This is a genomic window from Pseudomonas saponiphila, assembly GCF_900105185.1.
In the GTDB taxonomy this organism is placed as follows: Bacteria; Pseudomonadota; Gammaproteobacteria; order Pseudomonadales; family Pseudomonadaceae; genus Aquipseudomonas; species Aquipseudomonas saponiphila.
Map to the genome: position 1 here is coordinate 560,092 of NZ_FNTJ01000001.1, position 20,324 is coordinate 580,415.

18 protein-coding genes are annotated in these 20,324 nt (G+C 54.6%); 9 read left to right on the forward strand and 9 right to left on the reverse strand.

Annotated elements, in window-relative coordinates; translation table 11 throughout:
• Positions 1-24 precede the first annotated feature (24 nt).
• A complete protein-coding gene (locus BLV47_RS02640) occupies positions 25-474 on the reverse strand; it encodes a DUF3828 domain-containing protein (RefSeq protein WP_092309554.1) in 450 nt (149 codons plus the stop codon).
• 10 nt (positions 475-484) lie between these two features.
• On the reverse strand, positions 485-856 hold the full coding sequence (locus BLV47_RS02645; protein ID WP_092309557.1) for a cytoplasmic protein: 372 nt from the start codon (positions 854-856) through the stop codon (positions 485-487).
• 505 nt (positions 857-1,361) lie between these two features.
• Here BLV47_RS02645 and BLV47_RS02650 point away from each other — a divergent pair.
• The 9 genes from BLV47_RS02650 (at position 1,362) to BLV47_RS02695 (ending at position 12,267) form a co-directional block, all read left to right on the forward strand.
• On the forward strand, positions 1,362-2,459 hold the full coding sequence (locus BLV47_RS02650; RefSeq protein ID WP_092309560.1) for an IS630 family transposase: 1,098 nt from the start codon (positions 1,362-1,364) through the stop codon (positions 2,457-2,459).
• A gap of 135 nt (positions 2,460-2,594) precedes the next feature.
• Positions 2,595-3,617 (forward strand): glycosyltransferase family 2 protein, encoded by a 1,023-nt coding sequence (locus BLV47_RS02655; RefSeq protein WP_092309563.1) that lies wholly within the window; start codon positions 2,595-2,597, stop codon positions 3,615-3,617.
• A 262-nt stretch (positions 3,618-3,879) separates the two neighbouring features.
• Positions 3,880-4,224 carry a dTDP-4-dehydrorhamnose 3,5-epimerase family protein gene (locus tag BLV47_RS02665; protein ID WP_092309569.1) on the forward strand — a complete coding sequence of 115 codons (345 nt, stop codon included), beginning with the start codon at positions 3,880-3,882 and terminating at the stop codon, positions 4,222-4,224.
• 208 nt (positions 4,225-4,432) lie between these two features.
• On the forward strand, positions 4,433-5,251 hold the full coding sequence (locus BLV47_RS02670; RefSeq protein WP_092309572.1) for an ABC transporter permease: 819 nt from the start codon (positions 4,433-4,435) through the stop codon (positions 5,249-5,251).
• Entirely contained in the window at positions 5,241-6,602 is a 1,362-nt protein-coding gene (locus BLV47_RS02675) for an ABC transporter ATP-binding protein (protein ID WP_092309575.1), read from the forward strand. The genes BLV47_RS02670 and BLV47_RS02675 overlap by 11 nt, the downstream gene beginning before the upstream one ends.
• Positions 6,599-7,291 carry a class I SAM-dependent methyltransferase gene (locus BLV47_RS02680; protein ID WP_208605244.1) on the forward strand — a complete coding sequence of 231 codons (693 nt, stop codon included), beginning with the start codon at positions 6,599-6,601 and terminating at the stop codon, positions 7,289-7,291. The genes BLV47_RS02675 and BLV47_RS02680 overlap by 4 nt, the downstream gene beginning before the upstream one ends.
• A gap of 4 nt (positions 7,292-7,295) precedes the next feature.
• Complete coding sequence (locus BLV47_RS02685; RefSeq protein ID WP_092309581.1) at positions 7,296-8,183, forward strand: class I SAM-dependent methyltransferase; 888 nt, start codon at positions 7,296-7,298, stop codon at positions 8,181-8,183.
• A gap of 210 nt (positions 8,184-8,393) precedes the next feature.
• Positions 8,394-11,306, forward strand: a complete 2,913-nt coding sequence (locus tag BLV47_RS02690) for an HAD-IA family hydrolase (RefSeq protein WP_092309584.1) — start codon at positions 8,394-8,396, stop codon at positions 11,304-11,306.
• Positions 11,293-12,267, forward strand: coding sequence for a class I SAM-dependent methyltransferase (locus tag BLV47_RS02695; RefSeq protein ID WP_167365619.1), 975 nt, complete (start codon positions 11,293-11,295; stop codon positions 12,265-12,267). The genes BLV47_RS02690 and BLV47_RS02695 overlap by 14 nt, the downstream gene beginning before the upstream one ends.
• A 508-nt stretch (positions 12,268-12,775) precedes the next feature.
• On the opposite strand, the gene ppa is transcribed toward BLV47_RS02695, so the two are convergent.
• From ppa to BLV47_RS02735, 7 genes are all read right to left on the reverse strand, one after another.
• Entirely contained in the window at positions 12,776-13,303 is a 528-nt protein-coding gene (gene ppa / locus BLV47_RS02705; protein ID WP_011063696.1) for an inorganic diphosphatase, read from the reverse strand.
• 239 nt (positions 13,304-13,542) lie between these two features.
• Positions 13,543-14,355: a M90 family metallopeptidase gene (locus BLV47_RS02710; protein ID WP_092309593.1), complete on the reverse strand. Its 813-nt coding sequence runs from the start codon at positions 14,353-14,355 to the stop codon at positions 13,543-13,545.
• Between the two features lie 5 nt (positions 14,356-14,360).
• On the reverse strand, positions 14,361-15,017 hold the full coding sequence (locus BLV47_RS02715) for a DedA family protein (RefSeq protein ID WP_092309596.1): 657 nt from the start codon (positions 15,015-15,017) through the stop codon (positions 14,361-14,363).
• Between the two features lie 238 nt (positions 15,018-15,255).
• Positions 15,256-15,714 carry a GNAT family N-acetyltransferase gene (locus BLV47_RS02720; RefSeq protein ID WP_016966085.1) on the reverse strand — a complete coding sequence of 153 codons (459 nt, stop codon included), beginning with the start codon at positions 15,712-15,714 and terminating at the stop codon, positions 15,256-15,258.
• A gap of 107 nt (positions 15,715-15,821) precedes the next feature.
• Positions 15,822-16,646 (reverse strand): ethanolamine ammonia-lyase subunit EutC, encoded by an 825-nt coding sequence (gene eutC / locus BLV47_RS02725; protein ID WP_092309599.1) that lies wholly within the window; start codon positions 16,644-16,646, stop codon positions 15,822-15,824.
• Between the two features lie 11 nt (positions 16,647-16,657).
• Entirely contained in the window at positions 16,658-18,052 is a 1,395-nt protein-coding gene (locus tag BLV47_RS02730) for an ethanolamine ammonia-lyase subunit EutB (RefSeq protein ID WP_092309602.1), read from the reverse strand.
• A 51-nt stretch (positions 18,053-18,103) separates the two neighbouring features.
• Positions 18,104-20,299: an ethanolamine ammonia-lyase gene (locus BLV47_RS02735; RefSeq protein WP_092309605.1), complete on the reverse strand. Its 2,196-nt coding sequence runs from the start codon at positions 20,297-20,299 to the stop codon at positions 18,104-18,106.
• Between the last annotated feature and the right edge of the window lie 25 nt (positions 20,300-20,324).

A 20,324-nucleotide genomic window follows, 5' to 3' on the forward strand; every position in this document is an offset into this window, starting at 1 on the left:
TGCCGCGGGGGGAGAGGTCGCCGTTCAGTCGCTCTGATCGGTGGTGGAAAGCACTTCATCGATCTTCCAGCAGCCCTTGTCCTTGATCATGCGCACGTCGACGATCTGCGTGGTGTCTGGTGTGCTGCCCAAGGTCACTTGCTCCTTGGCGCTGGAGCCCTGGATCTGTGGCTCGCTGACCTTGATCTGGGTCAGCCACTCATCCATGTAGTCCTGGGCCTTGAGGAAGTAGTCCTCTTCCAGGCCATCGGGGCTGGCCATCTGCTTCTTGATCTTGGCGATCAGCGAGTCCGAAACGTACTTCTTCATCTCGGGGACGCTGTCGGTGATCGGGTCCTTGTCCTCGCTGTAGGTTTGCAGGTACCAGCTGTAGAACGCCTGGGTGACAGGCTTGGGCGAACTGGCGCAGTCGGCCAGGGCGACCGACTGATGCATGGCGACCGCTGCCAGCAGCGAGCAGAACAGCATTCTCATGGGGAACCCCTTACGGATGGCGATAGATTTTGTAGGCCGGCTTTTGCACCCGATAGGAATGCCCCGGGTAGAAACCGTGCAGTTGCTTGAAGTCTGACACCCAGAGGGTGCCGTTGAACATCGCCATGTGGCCGTGGGGGTGCCCGGGAATGGGCTGGATGATGACCACGTCGCCTGCTGCGGGCGTCTGACCGGCTGGTTGCTCGACAAAGCCGGCAGAGGTCAATGATGAGCCGAAATCCTTGGCCGAGTGCTTCCTGTGCAAAATCACCCCTCCGCCACCGGCTTCGATCGCCTGGCGGGTGTAGGCCGCGCAACGGCCGGTACTGCCAGCGTGGGCATGCGCGTTCAGGTGATTGATAGCGGTTTGTTTATTCCACATTCCTTGTCATCCGAGAGTCCTTGAGAGCGGCGATTTTATTCTTGCCGTGGCATTGGCGGAAATACTGGCTAAGTGCCTTGCTCAAGACTTTTGGGGAGTGCGTTACAGCAATTGAGCCGATCCCTCCGCTCATACGGCAGACGATTCATTGGCTACGGCTAGTAGGTAGCGAAGTTTTAGTCGGGGATGTTGGTAAATACGCACTTCTTGTGTAAGGTTTCTGACAGAAATTAGCTAAGGAGGGGGGAGTTTACGGTAGAAGGTATCGTAAGCAGCAGGGTTACTGAGTCGCCCCGAGATCGGTAATCGATCTGGGGCCGTGCGCCGTTGTTCATCGGGGTTGGACGATTGCAGGCACCGGGCAAGGCATCAACAAAAAGGTTAAGGTTTGTGCCAAAATACCGGCCAGCTGTTAATCATTGCTGGGCACCTAGTGTCTTGTCTCAAAAATAAATATCCCACATGAGGTACGCTTTCATAGTCAGTCTGAACATGGGGTGGAGCCATGAACTCTCAAGACATCGTGCTCAGTAACGATGAACAGATCGAGTTGAACCGGCGGGGTAGCTCAGCCACCATCAGCCAGCGCGACGGTCGCCGAGCACGTGTAATTCTGCTGGCTGCTCAAGGCCATTCACGTAATGAAATCGCCGAGCTTACAGGGCTCTCCGTTGTTTCGGTCACTCGTTGGTGCAAGCGTTTTCAAGCACAACGCTTGCAAGGTCTAGTGGATCTGCCGGGGCGAGGTCGCAAACCATCATTACCTGCCGAAGCTTTGAAGCGAACGCTGGAACAAGTCACTCAACCTCGCATTGGCCAGCCGCGCTGGAGCTGCCGCAGCATGGCGCGGGTGGCAGGTATTTCTCCGGCCAGCGTTCAGCGGATTTGGGCCGCCAACGACATCAAGCCGCATCTGACACGCACCTTCAAACTGTCCAATGGTCCTCACTTCGAAGAGAAATTTTGGGGCGTTATCGGGCTTTATCTGGCACCGCCGGAGAAGGCGTTGGTGCTCTGCTGCGATGAAAAGAGCCAGGTTCAAGCCTTGCAGCGCACGCAACCAGGCTTACCCTTGGGCATCGGCTATATCCGAACGAAAACCCATGACTATGTTCGCCATGGCACTCTTACGTTGTTCGCGGCCATGGAATATCTCCAGGGGCGACTGATCAGGAGCATCGAAACACACCACCGGAATCAGGAGTGGTTGGCCTTTCTAAAAAAGATCAATCGGGAAACACCCAAAGGCTTGCAACTGCATTTGATCGTGGATAACTACGCCACTCACAAGCACAAACTCGTCAAGGAATGGTTCAAGCGGCATCCCCGATTTCACCTGCATTTCACCCCGACCTCAAGCTCCTGGACGGACATGGTTGAACGCTTTTTCCGGGATATCACTGTTTATTTACGCGACGGCAGTTTCAGTTCGACGCGCGAACTGGTCAGCTCCATCACGACGTTCCTGGCACTGCACAATGCTCAGCCTTGTCGGTACGTCTGGAGCGCGAAAGGTGAAGACATCTTGCGCAAAATCCAGAGCACCCGAGAAGCCATGTCGGGCACTACTGAAGAGAACGTTTTATATGAAACAGGACACTAGTGTACGAGCAAGCTTCCTAGTATTAAAGGACATGAGTAGACTATGTTAGCCTTGCTTAGATATGCTGTTCTAACCACACTGATTTTGACCCATTGGATGGGGTCGTGAATTGGCTTATCGCGCCAGGATGTATGGATGCCTCAATATAATTTAGTTAAGCAATCGGTTTGCAAAGCTAACTCTCCGAGCGAGCCAAGCTTTTCTGAAGCGGATTGTACAAATAGTGTACGTATTACTGTGCCAAAGGTAGCGGTTTTGTTGTGTACCTATCAGGGGCAGCGTTATTTAGCAGAGCAGATGACTTCTTTCGAGGTCCAATCTCACTCAAATTGGGAGGTCTGGGCTTCCGATGACGGCTCGAGTGATGATACACATGCGATCCTTGCGGGATACCAACAGAAATGGCCTGAGGGACGTTTATTTGTCAATGTTGGGCCTGCTGAGGGCTTTGCTGCCAACTTCCTTTCGCTAACGTGCAAAGACACTATAGAGGCAGACTTTTACGCCTATTCTGATCAGGACGATATTTGGGAGGTGAATAAGCTGACTCGCGCTGTGCAATGGTTGCAGACTTTACCCGCTGACGTTCCAGCCTTGTATTGTTCACGCACCCGGCTGGTTGACGCCGATAATAATGAAATTGGGGTCTCTCCACTTTTTTCAAAAGCCCCAAGTTTCGCCAATGCCCTGATGCAAAATATCGGTGGTGGCAATACCATGGTGTTCAACAACGCTGCGCGTGATCTTCTTCGAGAAGCTGGAGAAAATAAATCGGTCGTTACTCATGACTGGTGGGTATATATAGTGGTGACTGGTTGCGGTGGTCAGGTTTTCTACGATAGTGAGCCAACCCTGCGTTATCGTCAGCACAACGGCAACCTGATTGGTACAAACTCTAGTTGGGGCGCTCGCCTGAAGCGTTTTCGCATGCTATTTCAGGGGCGCTTTAAGTACTGGAACGACAGTAATATTGCTGCCCTAAGGACTCTTGAGCACAGGCTTACGTCAGAGAATCGAGAAACGTTTCAGTGTTTTGCCAAAGCTAGGGAGATGAGCCTGATCCCGCGTCTGATCCAGCTCAAGCGTGCTGGTATTTATCGCCAAACCTTGCTAGGCAATATTGGACTGATCGTTGCTGCAATACTAGGGAAAATCTGAATTGTGACGATTATGGTTGCTGATGAGGTTGGTCTCAGCTGCAATAATTTCTCATGCAACTGGTTGGTCCTGTCGGGCGACTCTGCCACCAGATTTAACAAGTTTGAGTCAAGTGGTTTCTGCTTTCTGTCCAAAGCGAAATTTCTAGTTGAAACCCTCATGTTTATGGCTATACCGGGGCTGCGGCAAGGCCTCGAAGTCTCTCACCTGGAAGAGGTTGCCTTCAAGCCTAGGGGGGGGCACTGGCAGGCTAAGAACTGCTATGGCCGGCATTTGCTGTGAACTCTCAAGGAAACGTATTGTGATAAAAGCAGTGCCACTGCAGATTCTAGGTATTGTTCTCATTGCCCCGAAGGTGTTTTGCATGCGACGCAGTTTCTTCTATGAAAGCTATAACCAAGGTAAGTCTGAAGGTGCTGTTGGCAGAAAAAAACAATTCGCTCAGCACGGTTTCGCCAGTAATATAAAAAACATCCTTTGTGGTCTGAGTTATCAGCTTCAGAAATCCCAAAACAAATCGGTGAGCTCAGTCATAGATGAGATTTTCAATGTGGCGGTGGGCTTGCGCGAAGGTAAAACTACCGCTGGCTGCAGGAGAAGGGAGTAGGCGTTTGCTAGTAAGCGGTAGCTTAGAGGCCTAGAGGATTTTATTTATGGGTTTTTGGTGCTATGTAAAATTGTTGAGTTTTCTTTGCAAAGTAACAGATCGCCATGCTCTCATTTTTCAGCATTACATTGATTGGTCGGTGGGCTTGAAACTTCAGATCTCAACCAAAGATCAAGTCGCCGTCGGAGTTGAATAAGGTGTTTGTTTAATGCGAAATTTTTCTGCTAGTCCAAGAGAAATGTTTGCCAGTCTGTGGCGTCATCGGGAGTTGATCAAGGTCTCCGCTAAGCGTGAGGTGCTGGGCCGTTATCGCGGCTCAGTCATGGGGCTTTTATGGTCGTTCTTCAATCCTGTGCTCATGCTAGCTGTTTACACATTAGTGTTTAGTGAGGTCTTCAAGGCTCGCTGGAGTGGTGGTGGGGAGTCCAAGGCGGACTTTGCGTTGGTGCTATTTGCAGGGCTCATGGTGTTCAATCTCTTTGCTGAGTGTATCAACCGTGCGCCGGGACTCATCCTTACTAATGTCAACTATGTTAAAAAGGTAGTGTTTCCGCTAGAAGTCTTGCCCTTTGTCGGCTTGATCTCCGCCTTGTTTCATAGCTTCATTAGTCTAGGGGTGTGGCTATTGGCATATCTGTTCCTCTTTGGAATCCCGCACTTTACAGTGTTCTATTTGCCGCTGATTGTGTTGCCGTTCATCTTCTTCATAATGGGATTAAGTTGGGCTTTATCGTCTTTGGGGGTTTATCTGCGTGATGTTGGTCAGCTAATCAACCTCATGACGACGGTACTCATGTTTTTAAGCCCAATTTTCTACTCTGCCGCAGCGCTGCCTGAGGTTTACCGTCATCTGATGTACCTGAACCCGCTCACGCCGGTAATCGAGCAGACCCGTGCAGTACTGTATTTTGGCACTCCCCCGAATTTCACGCTGCTTACTGTGTACTGGGTAGCAACGTTCATCATCGCTTGGCTTGGCTTTGCCTGGTTTCAAAAGACACGTAAGGGGTTTGCCGATGTCCTCTGAAGTCGCCATCAATGTCTCGAATCTGAGCAAGTGTTACCATATCTATGATCATCCGCGGAATCGGCTCAAGCAATTTGTGCTCTCCCCTTTGCAGCGAGCTGTCGGTATGCAGTCGCGCCAGTATTATCGTGAGTTCTGGGCGCTCAGGGGGCTGAGCTTTGAGGTCAAGAAGGGAGAGACAGTCGGCATTATCGGTTGTAACGGCAGCGGTAAATCCACGCTCCTGCAAATGATCTGTGGAATCCTTAATCCTACCGGTGGCGAGATTAGAGCAAATGGACGTATTGCCGCCTTGCTGGAACTAGGCTCTGGCTTCAATCCGGAGTTTACCGGGCGTGAAAATGTCTATATGAATGCCAGTGTATTAGGGTTAAAAAAAGAAGAAGTTGACTCTCGGTTTGATGATATTGCCTCATTTGCTGAGATTGGCGATTTTATTGAGCAGCCTGTAAAAACCTATTCTAGTGGTATGATGGTCAGGTTGGCATTTGCAGTAATTGCGCATGTGGATGCAGATATTTTGATAGTGGATGAGGCGCTCTCCGTAGGTGATATTTTATTCACTCAAAAATGTATGCGTTTCATTCGAAAGTTTAAAGAGCACGGCACGCTGCTTTTTGTTAGTCATGACATGGGCTCCGTTCTCAATCTATGTGAAAAAGTTATTTGGCTGCATAGAGGGCAAGTGCGTCAATTAGGTAAAGCACAAGAAGTTTCAGAAGCCTATTTGCAATACACTCTGCAGCAGGCGTATGGACACGAGGTGCAGTTGCAGGCCATCGACAGTCAGGCATTTACGACAAAGGTTCAGGTAGAGGCTACGTCCGGATTGGTTGAGCCACTACCTGCGCTGGACTGCGAGTCGCAGGTTCAGATTATAAGCAATCTTTCAGAGGCTCATGGTTGGAAGAGCGGTGCAGGTGAGATTACTGCTGTTCAGCTTAGCGTGATCGGTCTGGCCGAAGGTGCTGCTATTTTAAAGGGGGGAGAGACAGTCCGTATGGTCATTCGAGCGGTGATCCATCAGGATATGACTCAGCCCATTTTGGGCTTTCTAGTACGGGATAAGCTAGGGCAGGATTTATTTGGCGAAAATACTTTGCCATTTACTCAATTGCACTCATTGCCCGTGCAGGCAGGGCGAGTTTTGGAGGGTGAGTTCATATTTGAGCTGCCTATGTTGCCCAATGGTGACTATGTGGTAATGACTTCTCTGGCTGAGGGCGACCTTTATAATCACGTGCAGCACCATTGGTTGCATAATGCGTTGATTCTTCATGTTGCATCTAGCAAGGTACGGCATGGGCTTATTGGTGTGCCGATGAAAAAAATAACTTTGGCGGAAAAATGATGCGTCAATTTTTAGGGCCTTGCCCTGTGTGCGGTGGAAGTAAACTTCTTCAACGTGATGTTTTATGGTCAGAGCTTTTTAATTCCTGGCAATTATCCGCGGCTGAAATTTCCTATATTGATAGGCAGCAAGGTTATCACTGTGCGCAATGCTTTAATAATTTGCGCGCAATGGCCTTGGCCGCTGCAATTCTGTGCGAATATAAATTTATAGGGACTTTAGAGCAGTTCTGTGAGTCGCGAACAGCTGTCTCGATGTTAGAAATAAATCAAGCTGGAAACCTAACTCCATTTTTACAGAAGATGTCCTTGCACAAGCTGGTCGAGTATCCTCAGTTTGATATGATTGATCTGGACATTGAGTCGGAAAGTTTTGATTTGGTAATTCATTCTGATACATTGGAACATATTGCTAATCCGGAAAGGGCGCTTTCGGAGTGTTATAGGGTTTTACGCAATGGTGGTAAATGCATCTTTACGGTGCCAATAGTCGTTGACCGATTGAGTCGTTCGAGAGTTGGGCTTCCGCCAAGTTACCATGGGCGGCCAGGTATACCTGCAGCAGATCAAGTAGTTTACACAGAGTTTGGAGCTGACGCCTGGAAGACGGTTTTAGGGGCCGGATTCATGAGTTGTGAGATTTTTTCATTCGAATACCCAGCTGCCCTAGTGCTCATAGCAAGGAAATAATTATATGAAGTTTACTGGCGAGCGTTTTCTTCCCGATGTGCGTGGCGATATCGAATTGGAGCATATCCATCGTTACCTACTAGCCCATGATGTCATACAGGGTAAGGATGTATTAGATATTGCTAGCGGCGAGGGTTACGGCAGTGCCATGCTCGCCGGTGTTGCCCGTAGCGTCATTGGAGTTGATATCTCTCCAGAAGCAGTATCCCATGCGAATGCGAAATACCAAACTAGTAACGTTGAATTTCGTCTTGGATCCTGCTCTGCGATTCCGCTCGACGATGCGAGTGTTGATGTTGTGGTCAGCTTCGAGACAATAGAGCATCACGATGAACATGAATCCATGATGCAAGAGATTAAAAGGGTTTTGCGACCTGGGGGTACACTTGTGATCTCCAGCCCGGAAAAGCTGGAGTACTCGGACAAACCAGGCTTTAAGAATCCACACCATGTTAAAGAGCTTTATCGTGAAGAGTTTAAAAGGTTGCTGGACTCCTATTTTACTAATCATAGTATGTACGGGCAGCGAGTGCTTTACGGTTCCGTAATCGCATGTGAAGATCGCGAGAGTTTAATTAGAAGCTACGAACTGGTCGACGATCCCCTAACAGCAAAGTTTGGAATATCGCATCCGATTTATTTGATTGCAGTAGCTTCTGACTCTGAGCTTCCCGACTTGGCTAGTGGAGTCTTTGAGCAATCTATTCACGAGGCTGAGCTGGTACAGCGTTTGAGTGCGAGCGTGAGTTATCTCAATAATCAGATTGTCGGTCTGAATCAAGTTGTAACTGAGCAGGATGCTAAAATTGCAGCAGTTTATAACTCATTTAGTTGGCGGGTAACTAAGCCGTTGCGAAATTTCAAGCGTTTCTTAAGTGGTGGCCGAAATTAGCATCATGTTTCATGAGCTGGATTGTTTAAATATATGTAGTAAGGTTTTTATTTGGTTTCAAGCTGTCTAAGGTGGCAATGCTATACTCGAAGTGAGTTTCCAGAAAACATAGTTGAAAGGGCTTGTTTTTGTTGGCTCTTAGTGTTTTTTTGCTGGTTGATTCAGCTCGCGCACAGCGGTTTAAATCTCGTTGCAAGGTGTTTTCAACGTATGCGGTATTCAAAGGTCTTAAGGTTTTTTTTGCGGTTTTTTAAGAAAATAATACTGCTTAATTTCTTGGCTTATATTATTCGGGTGGCTCGTAATAGTGGCGGTTATTCTCATCTATTGCGAAAAATTTGGTATATATATCGCGTTGAGGGATACCGCGGAATTTTACGACGTTTACCGCTCAAACGTAGTGCTAGGGGCAATGCTGAGCAGTTTTTTCGCTACACCTCCATCGCTCACGAGTTGGTTGGCGGCGACTGTAGCGAAGTGTGCCCCAAGGGTGGTATTGCAGTAATAGTTCATGCCTATTATCCAGAGCTATTTGAATCCATAGTTGTTGCTCTCAATGATATTCCTTGGCCGTTTGATCTTTACGTTTCAGTAACAAATGACGAGGCGCGGCTGCAAGTATGTGATATGGCAACCAGGCTGGAGCGTGCTGCACACGTTGAAGTGCAGGTGACTCCAAACCGTGGACGCGACATCGCTCCCTTTCTAGTCACCTATGCAGCTGCGATTCGTGCACACCGTTACGTGCTGCATATTCACACAAAGAAGTCGCTGTATTCCGGTCGTGAGCGTACTGAGTGGCGAGACTATTTGATCAAAGGCCTACTAGGCGGCGAGAGGCGTATCCGCCAGATTTTTAGCTTATTCGAGAGAGAGCCAAAACTTGGTATTGTCTACCCGGATACTTTTGGGGACTTACCCTATTGGGCGCACACTTGGTTGCAGAATCGAGGAATTGGGCTTCAACTTGGTGCCCGTCTCAATATAGATATTTCTCACTCACAATATATTGATGCGCCGCTTGGGTCGATGTTTTGGGCGCGCAATGACGCTTTGTACCCGTTGATAGACTTGTGTCTTGGTTACAACGACTTTCCAGAAGAGTGCGGACAGTCCGACGGAACGCTGCAGCATACGATTGAGCGCTTTTTCGTGTTGGCTGCTCAACACGCCGGCTATGGTTTTCGTGTAATGCTTGATGCTGAGAATAACTCAACATTGTTTATTTGCCCGGGCCGTAAAAACCTTGCTCAATACTTCGCAGGAAGCATTCGCGATCGTATTCTAGCAATGGCGCCTTTCGCCCAGATTGTTTCTTTCGACATTTTTGACACCTTGCTAGTGCGTCCTTGGCTTTCCCCTGACCATCTATTCTCTTTCTTAGAGCAAATGGTGGCTGAACGTTTTGGTATTAAGGATTTCGCGCATCTCCGAAAAAAGGCCGAGCATTTTGCACTTCTTAAATACGATACCGCCGACGTCAATATTACACAAATCTACGACGCTCTCGGAGATCTCATTGACGATTCTATAAGTTCGGAGCAAATACTTATGCTCGAACTAGAAATCGAGTCAGCCATACTTAGCCCTCGCGACGAAGTTTGCGATGCGGCTCGAGCACTTGCCGCGCAGGGCAAGCGGATGGTGCTAGTCTCGGATATGTATCTTGACGAGAGTTTCTTGAGTCGATTGCTCGCCAGCCATGACCTGGATATTTTTGAAAAAATTTATGTATCGAACGAGTTTGGTGCGCGTAAAGATACCGGTACTATGTGGCAGCTGCTACCTGCGCACGAGAATGTATCCGAAAAGCAGTGGCTCCACGTAGGCGATAACGAACACTCAGATCTTCAGCGCCCTCTCGATGCCGGTTTTATGCACCCCATACATGTCATGCGTGCAGCAGATCAATTCCTGCTCTTCAACGAGGATGCAGCAAGCTGGATGTTGCAGGAGCATTGGCAGGAAGGGCTTCTATTGGGTTTGCTCGCCAACCGCCTGTTTTTGCCAAATCGCGCAGCTTCGCCAATAGGGATAGACGGTGAGAGTCGGCGAGTGGAAATTCGTAGCTTACGCGACTTTGGCTACCTTACAATTGGCCCTGCTTTGACGGTCTTTATGGCTTGGCTCCTCGGCCGCGCACGTGTCGATCGAGTTGAGCTGCTGCTTTATGCGAGTCGCGAAGGCCACCTCCTAAAGCAGGCCCACGATCTTATATTTGAACGTTTATCCCCCTCCGACGTAGCGCTCCCTGCAGGAGCCTATTTTCTCTGCTCGCGCGCCTCGGCCGGCCTTGCTGCGATTCAGGATAATCTTTCGCTGGAGCTTTTGCTTGATGCTCACTTCAACGGCTCCTTTGGGGAGCTACTGAGCAGTCGATACTGTATCGAGAATTTAGCACCGTTCGTAGCCCGCCTCGGAGAGGAAGCGATGCAGCGGCCAATTGTGCTGCCTTTGGAACGCCCGCGAGCCATAAAACAACTCGGTCAATGCCTAGATTTGATCTCCGCACAGTCCGAGATTGCATGTGAGCGTTATCGCCGGTACGCGCACGGTCTGATAGCCAACCGTCGTTCCGCGTTGGTGGATATTGGCTACAGTGGGACAATTCAGAAGGCGCTTGCTAGTGTTGTCGAGGGTATCGTGGGTGGTTACTACTTTGTCACGACCGACAAGGCTAGGTGCGTAGATAGTCTTGGTCAGTTCGCTAAAGGTTGCTTCGGCGACTTTATTGACCCCTTCCGTTCCGATGTTCCCTTATATCAATATTCGCTGTTATTTGAAGCAGTGCTAACGGCACCTCATGGCCAGCTTCTCGGTTTCGATGCCGCCGGCGCTCCGCGCTACAAGTCGCCTGGTTTAGCGCAACGTCATTTTACAGAGATCGAGGAGATTCATGCCGGCGCCCTTGAGTTTCTTGATGATGCGTTAAGGGTTGTTGGGCCGGCATTTTCACATCTTGGCTCATGCCATCGTGCAAGTCAGCTACCAATCCGCCAAGTGATGGAGTGCCGCTGGCAGCTGGATTTCGATCTAAGTCCGCTTCACGTCGAAGATGATTTTTCGGGCAACAGCGAAATCTCGATTTTTGAGTTCTACAAACGCCAGCGTGAACGCACGTAAAAAGTCGATACCTAATACTTCAGTTAACAGTGAGAGTCGCATGAACCACGATTGCTTTTATCCATCTATTTGGCTAGGCAGCTTCATCAGCAAGTCGGCCTTCGACTCGCAGTCAAAACACTTAAACGAGCTCTTCGGCGTACTCGATACGATAGACGACTGTATGTTGCCCTCGCGTCACCCAACTACATTACGGGCGTACTGTGCTGCCTGTGGTACAGTTACCGATATGCAACTTACCTGGCACTACTGTGCAACTAATGCCGCAGGCTCAGTGCATCCAGCGTGGACAGAAACTGCTGCCTGCCAAGTTTGCGGTCTGAACAGCCGTATGCGTGCAGTAATCGATTACCTACGCCGATTGCTCGAAGGGGAACAAGGAGCGAACTATAAACGCGTATATTGCGCCGAGCGTACTACTCCCAGCTATCCTGTTATCGAGCGTCTTTTTGACAAAGTTACCGGTAGCGAATACTTGGGTGACGATAAAAAACTAGGGCAAAAGTCTCTGCACTACAAGGGATATCCGCGTCTTGTGCGTCATGAGGATTTGACGCAATTGTCTTTTGCCGCAAAAAGTTTTGATCTGGTTGTAACTCAAGACGTCTTCGAGCACATCCCTAACTATCATCAAGCCTTCCGAGAGTGTGCGCGTGTATTAGATGACGGAGGCATGTTGGTATTTACAATTCCCTTCTTCTTTGACCAGCAGGTGACGAGGGTGCGTGCCTCACTACGTGCTGATGGGCAGGTTGAACACCATTTGCCTCCCGAATATCACGGCAATCCAGTCTCCAACGAAGGCTCGCTTTGTTTTCAGAACTTTGGCTGGGATATTATTGACGATCTCAATAACAATGGATTCATTGACGCACGCGCTTCGCTTTACTGGGGGCCCTGGCAAGGCCATCTTGGGCTTCCATTCTTCGTTTTTTCAGCGATTAAGAAACGTCCTGCTTAGCGAGAGCACAGCTTCATTATTATTGCCTTTTTGTCACGTCGTTTGGCCGGGCACTCCACAGTCAATCGCCAGGCCGTCAGGAAGCTTTTAGTGGGAGACCGGTAATTAAAAAGCCGGCTTGTGGCCGGCTTCTCGGGGACTGGCTTGGTTCATTTTTGGTAAACCGCACCAGCCTTCAAAACGTACACCCAGCTCTTGCGGCTGGCTGTGGGACTGGGCGGGAAAGTCATCCGCTTCGTCGGGCGATCTGACCGCAGGGAGGGTCGATGCGCAAATGTGGGGCGCAGCATACGCACATTCGCTGGCAATTCCCAGTGCGAAGCGCGATCCAGAGCCCTTGAAGCTGCAGAAAGTGCGGGAAATGTGTTGCCGGATGCGTGATTGCCAGACGAGGCCTGTCGCCGGTAGCCGGCTCCTACAGGTGATGCTGCGGTGTGCGAGCATAAAAAAACCCCGGATAACCGGGGCTTTCTCTTGAAGCTTGTCGCTAGAAGCTTGCAGCTGCTTCTCAGCCTTTATAGGCCGCAACCGACTTCAGGATCTCGGCGCGGGCCGCGTCAGCGTTGCCCCAACCGTCGATCTTCACCCACTTGCCTTTTTCCAGGTCTTTGTAGTTTTCGAAGAAGTGCTTGATCTGCTCCAGCAGCAGGGCTGGCAGGTCGGTGTATTCCTTCACGTCGACATACAGCTGGGACAGCTTGTCGTGAGGTACCGCGATCACCTTGGCATCGCCGCCGCCGTCGTCGGTCATGTTCAGGATGCCCACTGGACGGGCACGGATCACCGAGCCTGGCGCTACTGGGTAAGGGGTCACGACCAGCACGTCGAGGGGGTCGCCGTCGTCAGCCAGGGTGTTGGGGATGAAGCCGTAGTTGGCCGGGTAGAACATCGGGGTGGCCATGAAACGGTCAACGAACAGGCAGTCGCTGTCTTTGTCGATTTCGTACTTGATCGGCGCGTGGTTGGCCGGGATTTCGATAGCGACGTAGATGTCGTTCGGCAGGTCTTTGCCCGCCGGAATCTTGCTGTAGCTCATTGGGCGTTGCCCCCGTTAGTTGACCAAATGACTTGGCCGGATTGACCAAAAAGTGGCGGCGATTATAGACACACTCCGCAACCGTTGCTACGTGCCAAGGGTCGTAGAACCTTGGTTGTACTGTCTCGCAGACATATTCGGGCGAGCCGTGCGACCGACGGTTTTGCCATCGGTCGGTAGGCGCTGCAGTAGTCTTTCAACTGCCCTTCAGATGAACAACGTATCGGCGCGACAGGACATTAGTGATGCGTTTGATAGACCGGGTCTTCAGCTTGAAGTTGCTGTAGCCGGGCCAATGGATTCTGCCGATAAAACAGCTGCAACTGTGCATAGACTTTCGGATAGGCCGCCGCCAGCAAGTCTGGGGCACTGAAGAAGTATTCGCTGGTGACGGCGAAGAACTCGGCCGGGTTTTCCGCCGCGTAGGGGTCGATGGCGGTTTCGGCGTCCGGGTCGTGGTCGAGTTGACGGTTGAGGTCGTCGTAGGCGCTTTGCATCACCTGGGCCCAGTCGCTGACCCGCATGTCGCTGTGCAGCGGCGGCAGGCCGTTGGCATCGCCGTTGAGCATGTCCAGTTTGTGGGCCAGTTCGTGGATCACCAGGTTGTAGGCTTCCCAGCCGCCGCTGGCTTGCACTCCGGGCCAGGCGAGGATGATCGGTCCCTGCTGCCAGGCTTCGCCACTGTGTTCGCCATCCCACTCATGCTCGATGCCGCTGGCATCGCGGTGGCGCTGAGGGCTGAGGAAATCGTCGGGGTAGAGAATGATTTCGTGGAAGCCCTGGTACCAGTTCAGGTCGCCCAGGTGCAGCAGCGGCAGTTGCGCCTGGGCTGCCAGCAGCAGGCGCTGCTCCTGATGCAGTTCCACCCCGGGCAGGGTGGTGAGGTGCTTGTCGTCCAGGAACAGCACGCTGGCTTCCCGTAGCCACTGGTCCTCGGCGGCGCTGATGCCGTCGAGGAAGGGTAGTTGCTGGCGTACCCGCTGCCAGGTGTCATCGCTGACCGGATGCTTGGCCAGCCGGCGCTTGCGGCGCCAGGCGCTGAGGGACCACATGCGATTTAGCGGGTTTCGACTTTTTCAGCGCTGCGGGCCATGCGGCTGCGCAGCACGCCAATGATCATCGGCACCAGGGACAGGAGGATGATGGCCACCACCAGCAACGAAAGGTTTTTCTTGATGAACGGCACGTTGCCGAAGAAGTAGCCCAGGGTCACCAGGCCGCCGACCCAGAGAATGGTGCCGGCCACGCTGAAGGCAAAGAACCGCGGGTAAGGCATGCGGGCCACGCCGGCGACGAAGGGCGCGAAGGTGCGGATGATCGGCAGGAAGCGCGCCAGGGTCACGGTCTTACCGCCGTGCTTCTCATAGAAGTCGTGGGTTTTCTGCAGGTAGTCGCGGCGGAAGATCTTCGAGTTGGGGTTGCTGAACAGGCGTTCGCCCGCCGTTCGCCCGATCACGTAGTTGGTGCTGTCGCCAAGGATTGCCGCCAGCATCAGCAGGCCGCCCAGCAGCACCGGGTCCATGCCGCCGCCCGCCGCGACTGCGCCGGCGATGAACAGCAGGGAGTCGCCAGGCAGGAACGGCGTCACCACCAGGCCGGTTTCGCAGAAAATCACCAGGAACAGGATGGCGTAGATCCAGGGCCCGTAGTTGGTCACCAGCATGTCGAGATAAACGTCGAGATGAAGGATTAGGTCGATCGGGTTGAAATCCATGGGGGGGCACCTGTGGTGACAGCCTGGTTCTGCAGGCCTGTGCGATGACTCGAAGAAAGGGACTACAAGGGGATGTAGCTTTTCTTACGATCCGAAAAGTTCGGCATTATAAAGACTGACAGGTGAAATGCGCGTTCAGATTGTAGCCGGGCGTTTCGGTTTGCGAGGGGGAGCAAACGCAGAGGATTTGATGTTCGCCGGAGCAGATAAAGCGGCCCTGAGGCCGCTTTTTTGTGGGTCAGTCATCGCTCAGCGGCAATATGTAGTTCTTGAATTCGGTGTCTTCGCGAAACCCCATGGACTCATAGGTTTTCTGTGCCACGGCGTTGTTGCTGCTGGTGGAAACCCGTAGCCGCACGGCATTGGATTCCTTGGCCATTTTCTTCGCGGTGCGCATCAGGTTGTCGGCCACCAGCTGGCGGCGGGCGTCTTCGGCGACGTAGATGTCGTTGAGAATCCATACACGCTTGAGGGACAGCGAAGAAAAGCTCGGGTACAGCTGGCAAAAGCCCAGTAACTTGCTGCTGTCATCATCGGCCAGGGCCAGGTAGATCACCGATTCCTTGCGTCGCAGGCGCTTTTCCAGAAAGGCCCGGGACGAGTCCGGATAAGGCAGAGCGCCATAGAACTCACGGTATTTGACGAAAAGCGGGGTCAACAGATCCAGGTGCTCGAGGGTTGCTTGAGTAATCCGCATGGGTAGCTCTCAACTTCAAGTGGATGTGACGGCACAGGTTGGATGACTCGGGCAGCCGTGTCCCGATGCTGCCCAAAGCGCTTAAAAAGCGCAATCGTCTCGCAAAATCACGCCTGGGGCGGCCCCAGAAGGAAGTTGCCCTTCATGTCTGCCGTTGAGTCGCTGTCCAGGGTCTGCACTTGCGCTTCGTCTTTGAGGTTTACCCCCGACAATTGCCGGCGACAGGCTTCGCGCATCAAGTACAGCAGGCGATGGGCGGCCATGCCATAGCTCAGGCCTTCCAGGCGCACGTTGGAGATGCAGTTGCGATAGGCGTCGGTGAGCCCGACTTTCGGCTGGTAGGTGAAGTACAACCCCAGGCTATCGGGAGAACTGAGCCCGGGACGCTCACCGATCAGGATCACGGTCATCTTCGCGCCCAGCAGTTCGCCAATCTCGTCGGCTACCGCTACCCGGCCCTGTTCCACCAGGATCAATGGCGACAGCGACCAGCCTTCGGCGGCGGTCTGTTCCTCCATGCGCGCCAGGAATGGCAGGGTGTGGCGATGCACCGCCAGCGCCGACAGACCGTCCGCCACCACCACCGCCAGGTCGACCCCGCCGGGATGGGCGCTGGCGTAGTCGCGCAGGCTCTGGGCCGATTCATCACTGAGCCGACGCCCCAGATCAGGGCGTTGCAGGTAACTGTGGCGATCCGTGGCGGCGCTGTGCACCAGCAGGCTGTCACGACCGCGCTCGGCCAATTGGGCGCTCAGGCCGGCGTGGTCGAAAGGCAGGTGCACCGCATCCCGGGCCTGGGCATGGGCGAACTGGAAGTCCAGCTGGGCGCCGGTGGGCAGGCTGGTGCCGGTGCGGCCCAGGGCAATGCGGGCCGGGGTCAGGCGGCGCAGTTCCAGCCAGGGGTTTTGCGAGTCGCTCGGATGTTTTTGCATGAGCCTGTTCCTTATCCCAACTGCGCCAATGCCTGGCGGAACGCCGGCGGCAGGTTGTTGCCGAAATGCACCTTGCCATCGGCCTGGGTGAAGATGCCGGTCCTGGCCAGCCACTGCTCGAATTCGGGGGCGGGTTTCAGGCCGAGGGTCTGGCGGGCGTAGAGCGCGTCGTGGAACGACGTGGTCTGGTAGTTGAGCATGATGTCGTCGGAACCGGGGATACCCATGATGAAGTTGATCCCGGCCACGCCCAGCAGGGTCAGCAGGGTGTCCATGTCGTCCTGGTCGGCCTCGGCGTGGTTGGTGTAGCAGATGTCGCAACCCATGGGCACGCCCAGCAGCTTGCCGCAGAAGTGGTCTTCCAGACCGGCGCGGATGATCTGCTTGCCGTTGTACAGGTATTCCGGGCCGATGAAGCCGACCACGGTGTTCACCAGGAACGGCTTGAAATGCCGGGCCACGGCGTAGGCGCGGGTTTCGCAGGTCTGCTGGTCGACGCCGAAGTGGGCGTTGGCCGACAAGGCGCTGCCCTGGCCGGTTTCGAAGTACATCAGGTTCTGCCCGAGGGTGCCGCGGTTCAGGCTCAGGCCCGCTTCGTAGCCTTCCTTGAGCACATTGAGGTTGATGCCGAAACTGGCGTTGGCCGCTTCGGTGCCGGCGATCGACTGGAACACCAGGTCCAGGGGCACACCGCGGTTGATCGCCTCGATGGAGGTGGTGACGTGGGTCAGCACGCAGGCCTGGGTCGGGATTTCATAGCGCTGGATGATGGCGTCGAGCATTTCCAGCATGGCGCAGATCGAGGCGATGCTGTCGGTGGCCGGGTTGATGCCGATCATCGCGTCGCCGTTGCCGTACAACAGGCCGTCGAGAATGCTCGCGGCAATGCCCGCAGGCTCATCGGTGGGATGGTTGGGCTGCAGGCGGGTGGACAGGCGCCCGCGCAGGCCCAGGGTGCCGCGAAACTTTGTCACCACGCGAATCTTCTGCGCCACCAGGACCAGGTCCTGCACGCGCATGATCTTCGACACCGCGGCGGCCATTTCCGGGGTCAGGCCCGGGGCCAGGGCCCGAAGGCTTTGCTCGTCGGCGGCGTCGCTGAGCAGCCAGTCGCGAAAGCCGCCCACGGTCAGGTGGCTGACCGTGGCGAAGGCCTGTTTGTCATGGCTGTCGATGATCAGCCGGGTGACTTCGTCGGTTTCGTAGGGAATCAGCACCTCTTCGAGAAAGTGCTTTAGGGGGATATCCGCCAGGGTCATCTGGGCGGCGACCCGCTCGCCGTCGTTGAGGGCGGCAACCCCGGCCAGAAAGTCGCCGGAGCGGGCCGGACTGGCCTTGGCCATGACTTCCTTGAGGCTGTCGAAGCGATAGGTCTGAGAACCTACGCTGTGGGAAAATTGGGCCATCTCAGTCTCCGTTTCAACGATATAGGGGCGTTGCCGAGTGCTGGCGGGTCATCAGGATGCCACCTTCTTCAGCAGGTTTTCCAGGCGGTTGCCGGCAGCCCTGTGCTGGAGGATGGCAAAGGCCTTTTCCGCCACCAGGCTGCCGCCTTCCAGCGGTGGCAGGCCACCGCTGTAGATGTTCGAGATCACCGTGTATTCGTAGCGAATGTCCGGGTTGCCGCTGAATTGCGCGGCGGCGGCGCGGGCCTGGTCGTCCGGCAGGCGGTAGCCCAGGTAGGCGGACATGCTGCGCGAGGCCAGGGCATCGCCGCCGGGCCGTTCGCCGATCAGCACGATGATCAGTTGTGGTTGCAGGGCTTCGCCCACCGACTCCGCCAGCTTGACCCGGCCATAGGGGGCGAGGATCGGCTGGCCGATGCGCAGCTCGCGGCTTTGCAGGCCGTCCAGCAGCACCGGTAGCAGTTGGGGAATGTTGTGGTGGATGGCTTCGGCGCTGAGGCCGTCGGAAATCACGATCTGCACATCGTTGTATTCCGCTTGCAGGCGCCGCAGCACCTCCTCGGTCAGCCGTGCCCCCAGCTCCGGGTCTTGCAGATGCGCCAGCTTGTCCGGGGCCGCGGTGCGCAGCTCGCGCAGGGGAATGGCGGCGATTTCGGCAGGGCGCAGGTCGACGTAGATCGCTTCCCGGGCCACCGCCAGGTTGGCCCGCACCGTGCGCGACACCCTGTTGGCCGGGCGCGGTCCGGCGTTGTCGAAGCCGTAGGTGGCCGGGGTGGACTCCAGCAGGCGCTGGAAGTCGATGTCCGACTTGCAGAAGATCCTCGGGTTGCCCCAGTTCGGCCCGCGCTCGACGTTGCCGTGGGCATCCTCCTGGAAAATCCCCCTGCCCAGGGCCCAGCGCAGGTACTCCGGGGCCGGCTTCAGGTCGTGGACTTCGCGCAGGGTCTGGTTGTCGTGGGCGCTGGTGTCGAAGTAGGCGAGCATGCGGTCGGTGCTCAGGTATACGTCCATGAAGAAGTTGGCACCGGCGGCGGTCAGCAGCTCGGTGGCCATCTGCTGGCCTTCCAGGGTCACTTGCGAGTGCAGGGTGTAGCAGGGCGCCATGCCCATGGGCAGGCCCAGCAGCTTGCCCATGAACTGGTCCTGCAGGCAGGAATAGGTCATCTCGAAGTTGTCGAGGTGGGTTTCCGGGCCGATGAAGCCGGTGACGTTGTTCACCATGTACGGCCGATAACGCCGGGCCAGCCCGTAGCACAGGGCCTCACAGGTGGTCATGTCGATGCCTTCGTGCTTGCCGTAGGTCAGCTCGCTGCCCTGGCCGGTCTCGAAGTACATGAAATTTTCCGCCACGCCTCGCAGCGGGCCGCGCTCGGCCATGGTCTGCCAGGCCTGGTCGAGCAACTGCACGGTGACATCGAATTCATCGGTCAGGGTGCGTTCGGTGCCAGCCAGGCTCTGGAACATGATCTCCACCGGCGCGCCCTGGTCGAGGCAGGCCAGTTGGGTCTTGATGTGGGAGAGCACGCAGATCTGCGTCGGCGCCCCGGTTTCCTGGCGCAATGTGTCCAGGTGGTGCAGGGTGGCGCTGATGTTCTCCACGGTGTCGATGGCCGGATTGAGGCCAATCAACGCATCCCCCGAGCCCATGCTCAGCCCGGTGTAGACCAGCAGGGTGATGCCGCTGAGGTTGTCGGTGGGATGGTTGGGCTGCAAGCGCGATGACAGGGTGCCGGGCAGGCCTACCAGGGTGCGGGCCTTGGCCGCCGCGCCGCTCTTGAGCTTTTTCGACAGCAGGATCAGTTCATGCACGTCCAGCAGCTTGGCCAGGGCCGCGGCCATCACTCCGGTCATGGCCGTGCCGATGCGGCGTATTTCGGTGCCGTGGCTGCGCAGCAGGCGATCTTTCAGGGCGCCGAGCGTCAGTTCGGCAATCTCGCTGAAGACTTGGTGGTCGATGTCGTAGTTGACCTGCATGACGCTGTCGATGCGCCCGTGGCGATCGGTCAGCGGATGCTCGAAATAGTGCGCCAGGGTCAGCTCCGAGAGCACCTTGCGCGCCGCTTCGCGGGTGATCTCGTCCACGGCGGCCAGCCCTGCCACGCGGTCGCCGGCCTTGCTGATGTCGGCGGCGCCGAGCACCGCCTTGAGGCTGCAGAAGGCGATCTCGCGATCCAGCACCCGGGTGCTGTAGCCGCGCTCGGCCGGGGCGGCTGGAAGGCGGATGTGCTGCAGTTCGGTGAGTGGCATGGCAAGACGCTCCTTGGCTGGCATC

Coding starts and splice junctions, on each gene's coding strand:
- BLV47_RS02670 (WP_092309572.1), top strand. CDS start 4,433: ATGCGAAATTTTTCTGCTAGTCCAAGAGAAATGTTTGCCAGTCTGTGG.
- BLV47_RS02675 (WP_092309575.1), top strand. CDS start 5,241: ATGTCCTCTGAAGTCGCCATCAATGTCTCGAATCTGAGCAAGTGTTAC.
- BLV47_RS02715 (WP_092309596.1), bottom strand. CDS start 15,017: ATGGATTTCAACCCGATCGACCTAATCCTTCATCTCGACGTTTATCTC.
- BLV47_RS02685 (WP_092309581.1), top strand. CDS start 7,296: ATGAAGTTTACTGGCGAGCGTTTTCTTCCCGATGTGCGTGGCGATATC.
- BLV47_RS02665 (WP_092309569.1), top strand. CDS start 3,880: ATGGCCGGCATTTGCTGTGAACTCTCAAGGAAACGTATTGTGATAAAA.
- BLV47_RS02650 (WP_092309560.1), top strand. CDS start 1,362: ATGAACTCTCAAGACATCGTGCTCAGTAACGATGAACAGATCGAGTTG.
- eutC (WP_092309599.1), bottom strand. CDS start 16,646: ATGCAAAAACATCCGAGCGACTCGCAAAACCCCTGGCTGGAACTGCGC.
- BLV47_RS02680 (WP_208605244.1), top strand. CDS start 6,599: ATGATGCGTCAATTTTTAGGGCCTTGCCCTGTGTGCGGTGGAAGTAAA.
- BLV47_RS02735 (WP_092309605.1), bottom strand. CDS start 20,299: ATGCCACTCACCGAACTGCAGCACATCCGCCTTCCAGCCGCCCCGGCC.
- ppa (WP_011063696.1), bottom strand. CDS start 13,303: ATGAGCTACAGCAAGATTCCGGCGGGCAAAGACCTGCCGAACGACATC.
- BLV47_RS02710 (WP_092309593.1), bottom strand. CDS start 14,355: ATGTGGTCCCTCAGCGCCTGGCGCCGCAAGCGCCGGCTGGCCAAGCAT.
- BLV47_RS02730 (WP_092309602.1), bottom strand. CDS start 18,052: ATGGCCCAATTTTCCCACAGCGTAGGTTCTCAGACCTATCGCTTCGAC.
- BLV47_RS02655 (WP_092309563.1), top strand. CDS start 2,595: ATGCCTCAATATAATTTAGTTAAGCAATCGGTTTGCAAAGCTAACTCT.
- BLV47_RS02640 (WP_092309554.1), bottom strand. CDS start 474: ATGAGAATGCTGTTCTGCTCGCTGCTGGCAGCGGTCGCCATGCATCAG.
- BLV47_RS02690 (WP_092309584.1), top strand. CDS start 8,394: ATGCGGTATTCAAAGGTCTTAAGGTTTTTTTTGCGGTTTTTTAAGAAA.
- BLV47_RS02645 (WP_092309557.1), bottom strand. CDS start 856: ATGTGGAATAAACAAACCGCTATCAATCACCTGAACGCGCATGCCCAC.
- BLV47_RS02720 (WP_016966085.1), bottom strand. CDS start 15,714: ATGCGGATTACTCAAGCAACCCTCGAGCACCTGGATCTGTTGACCCCG.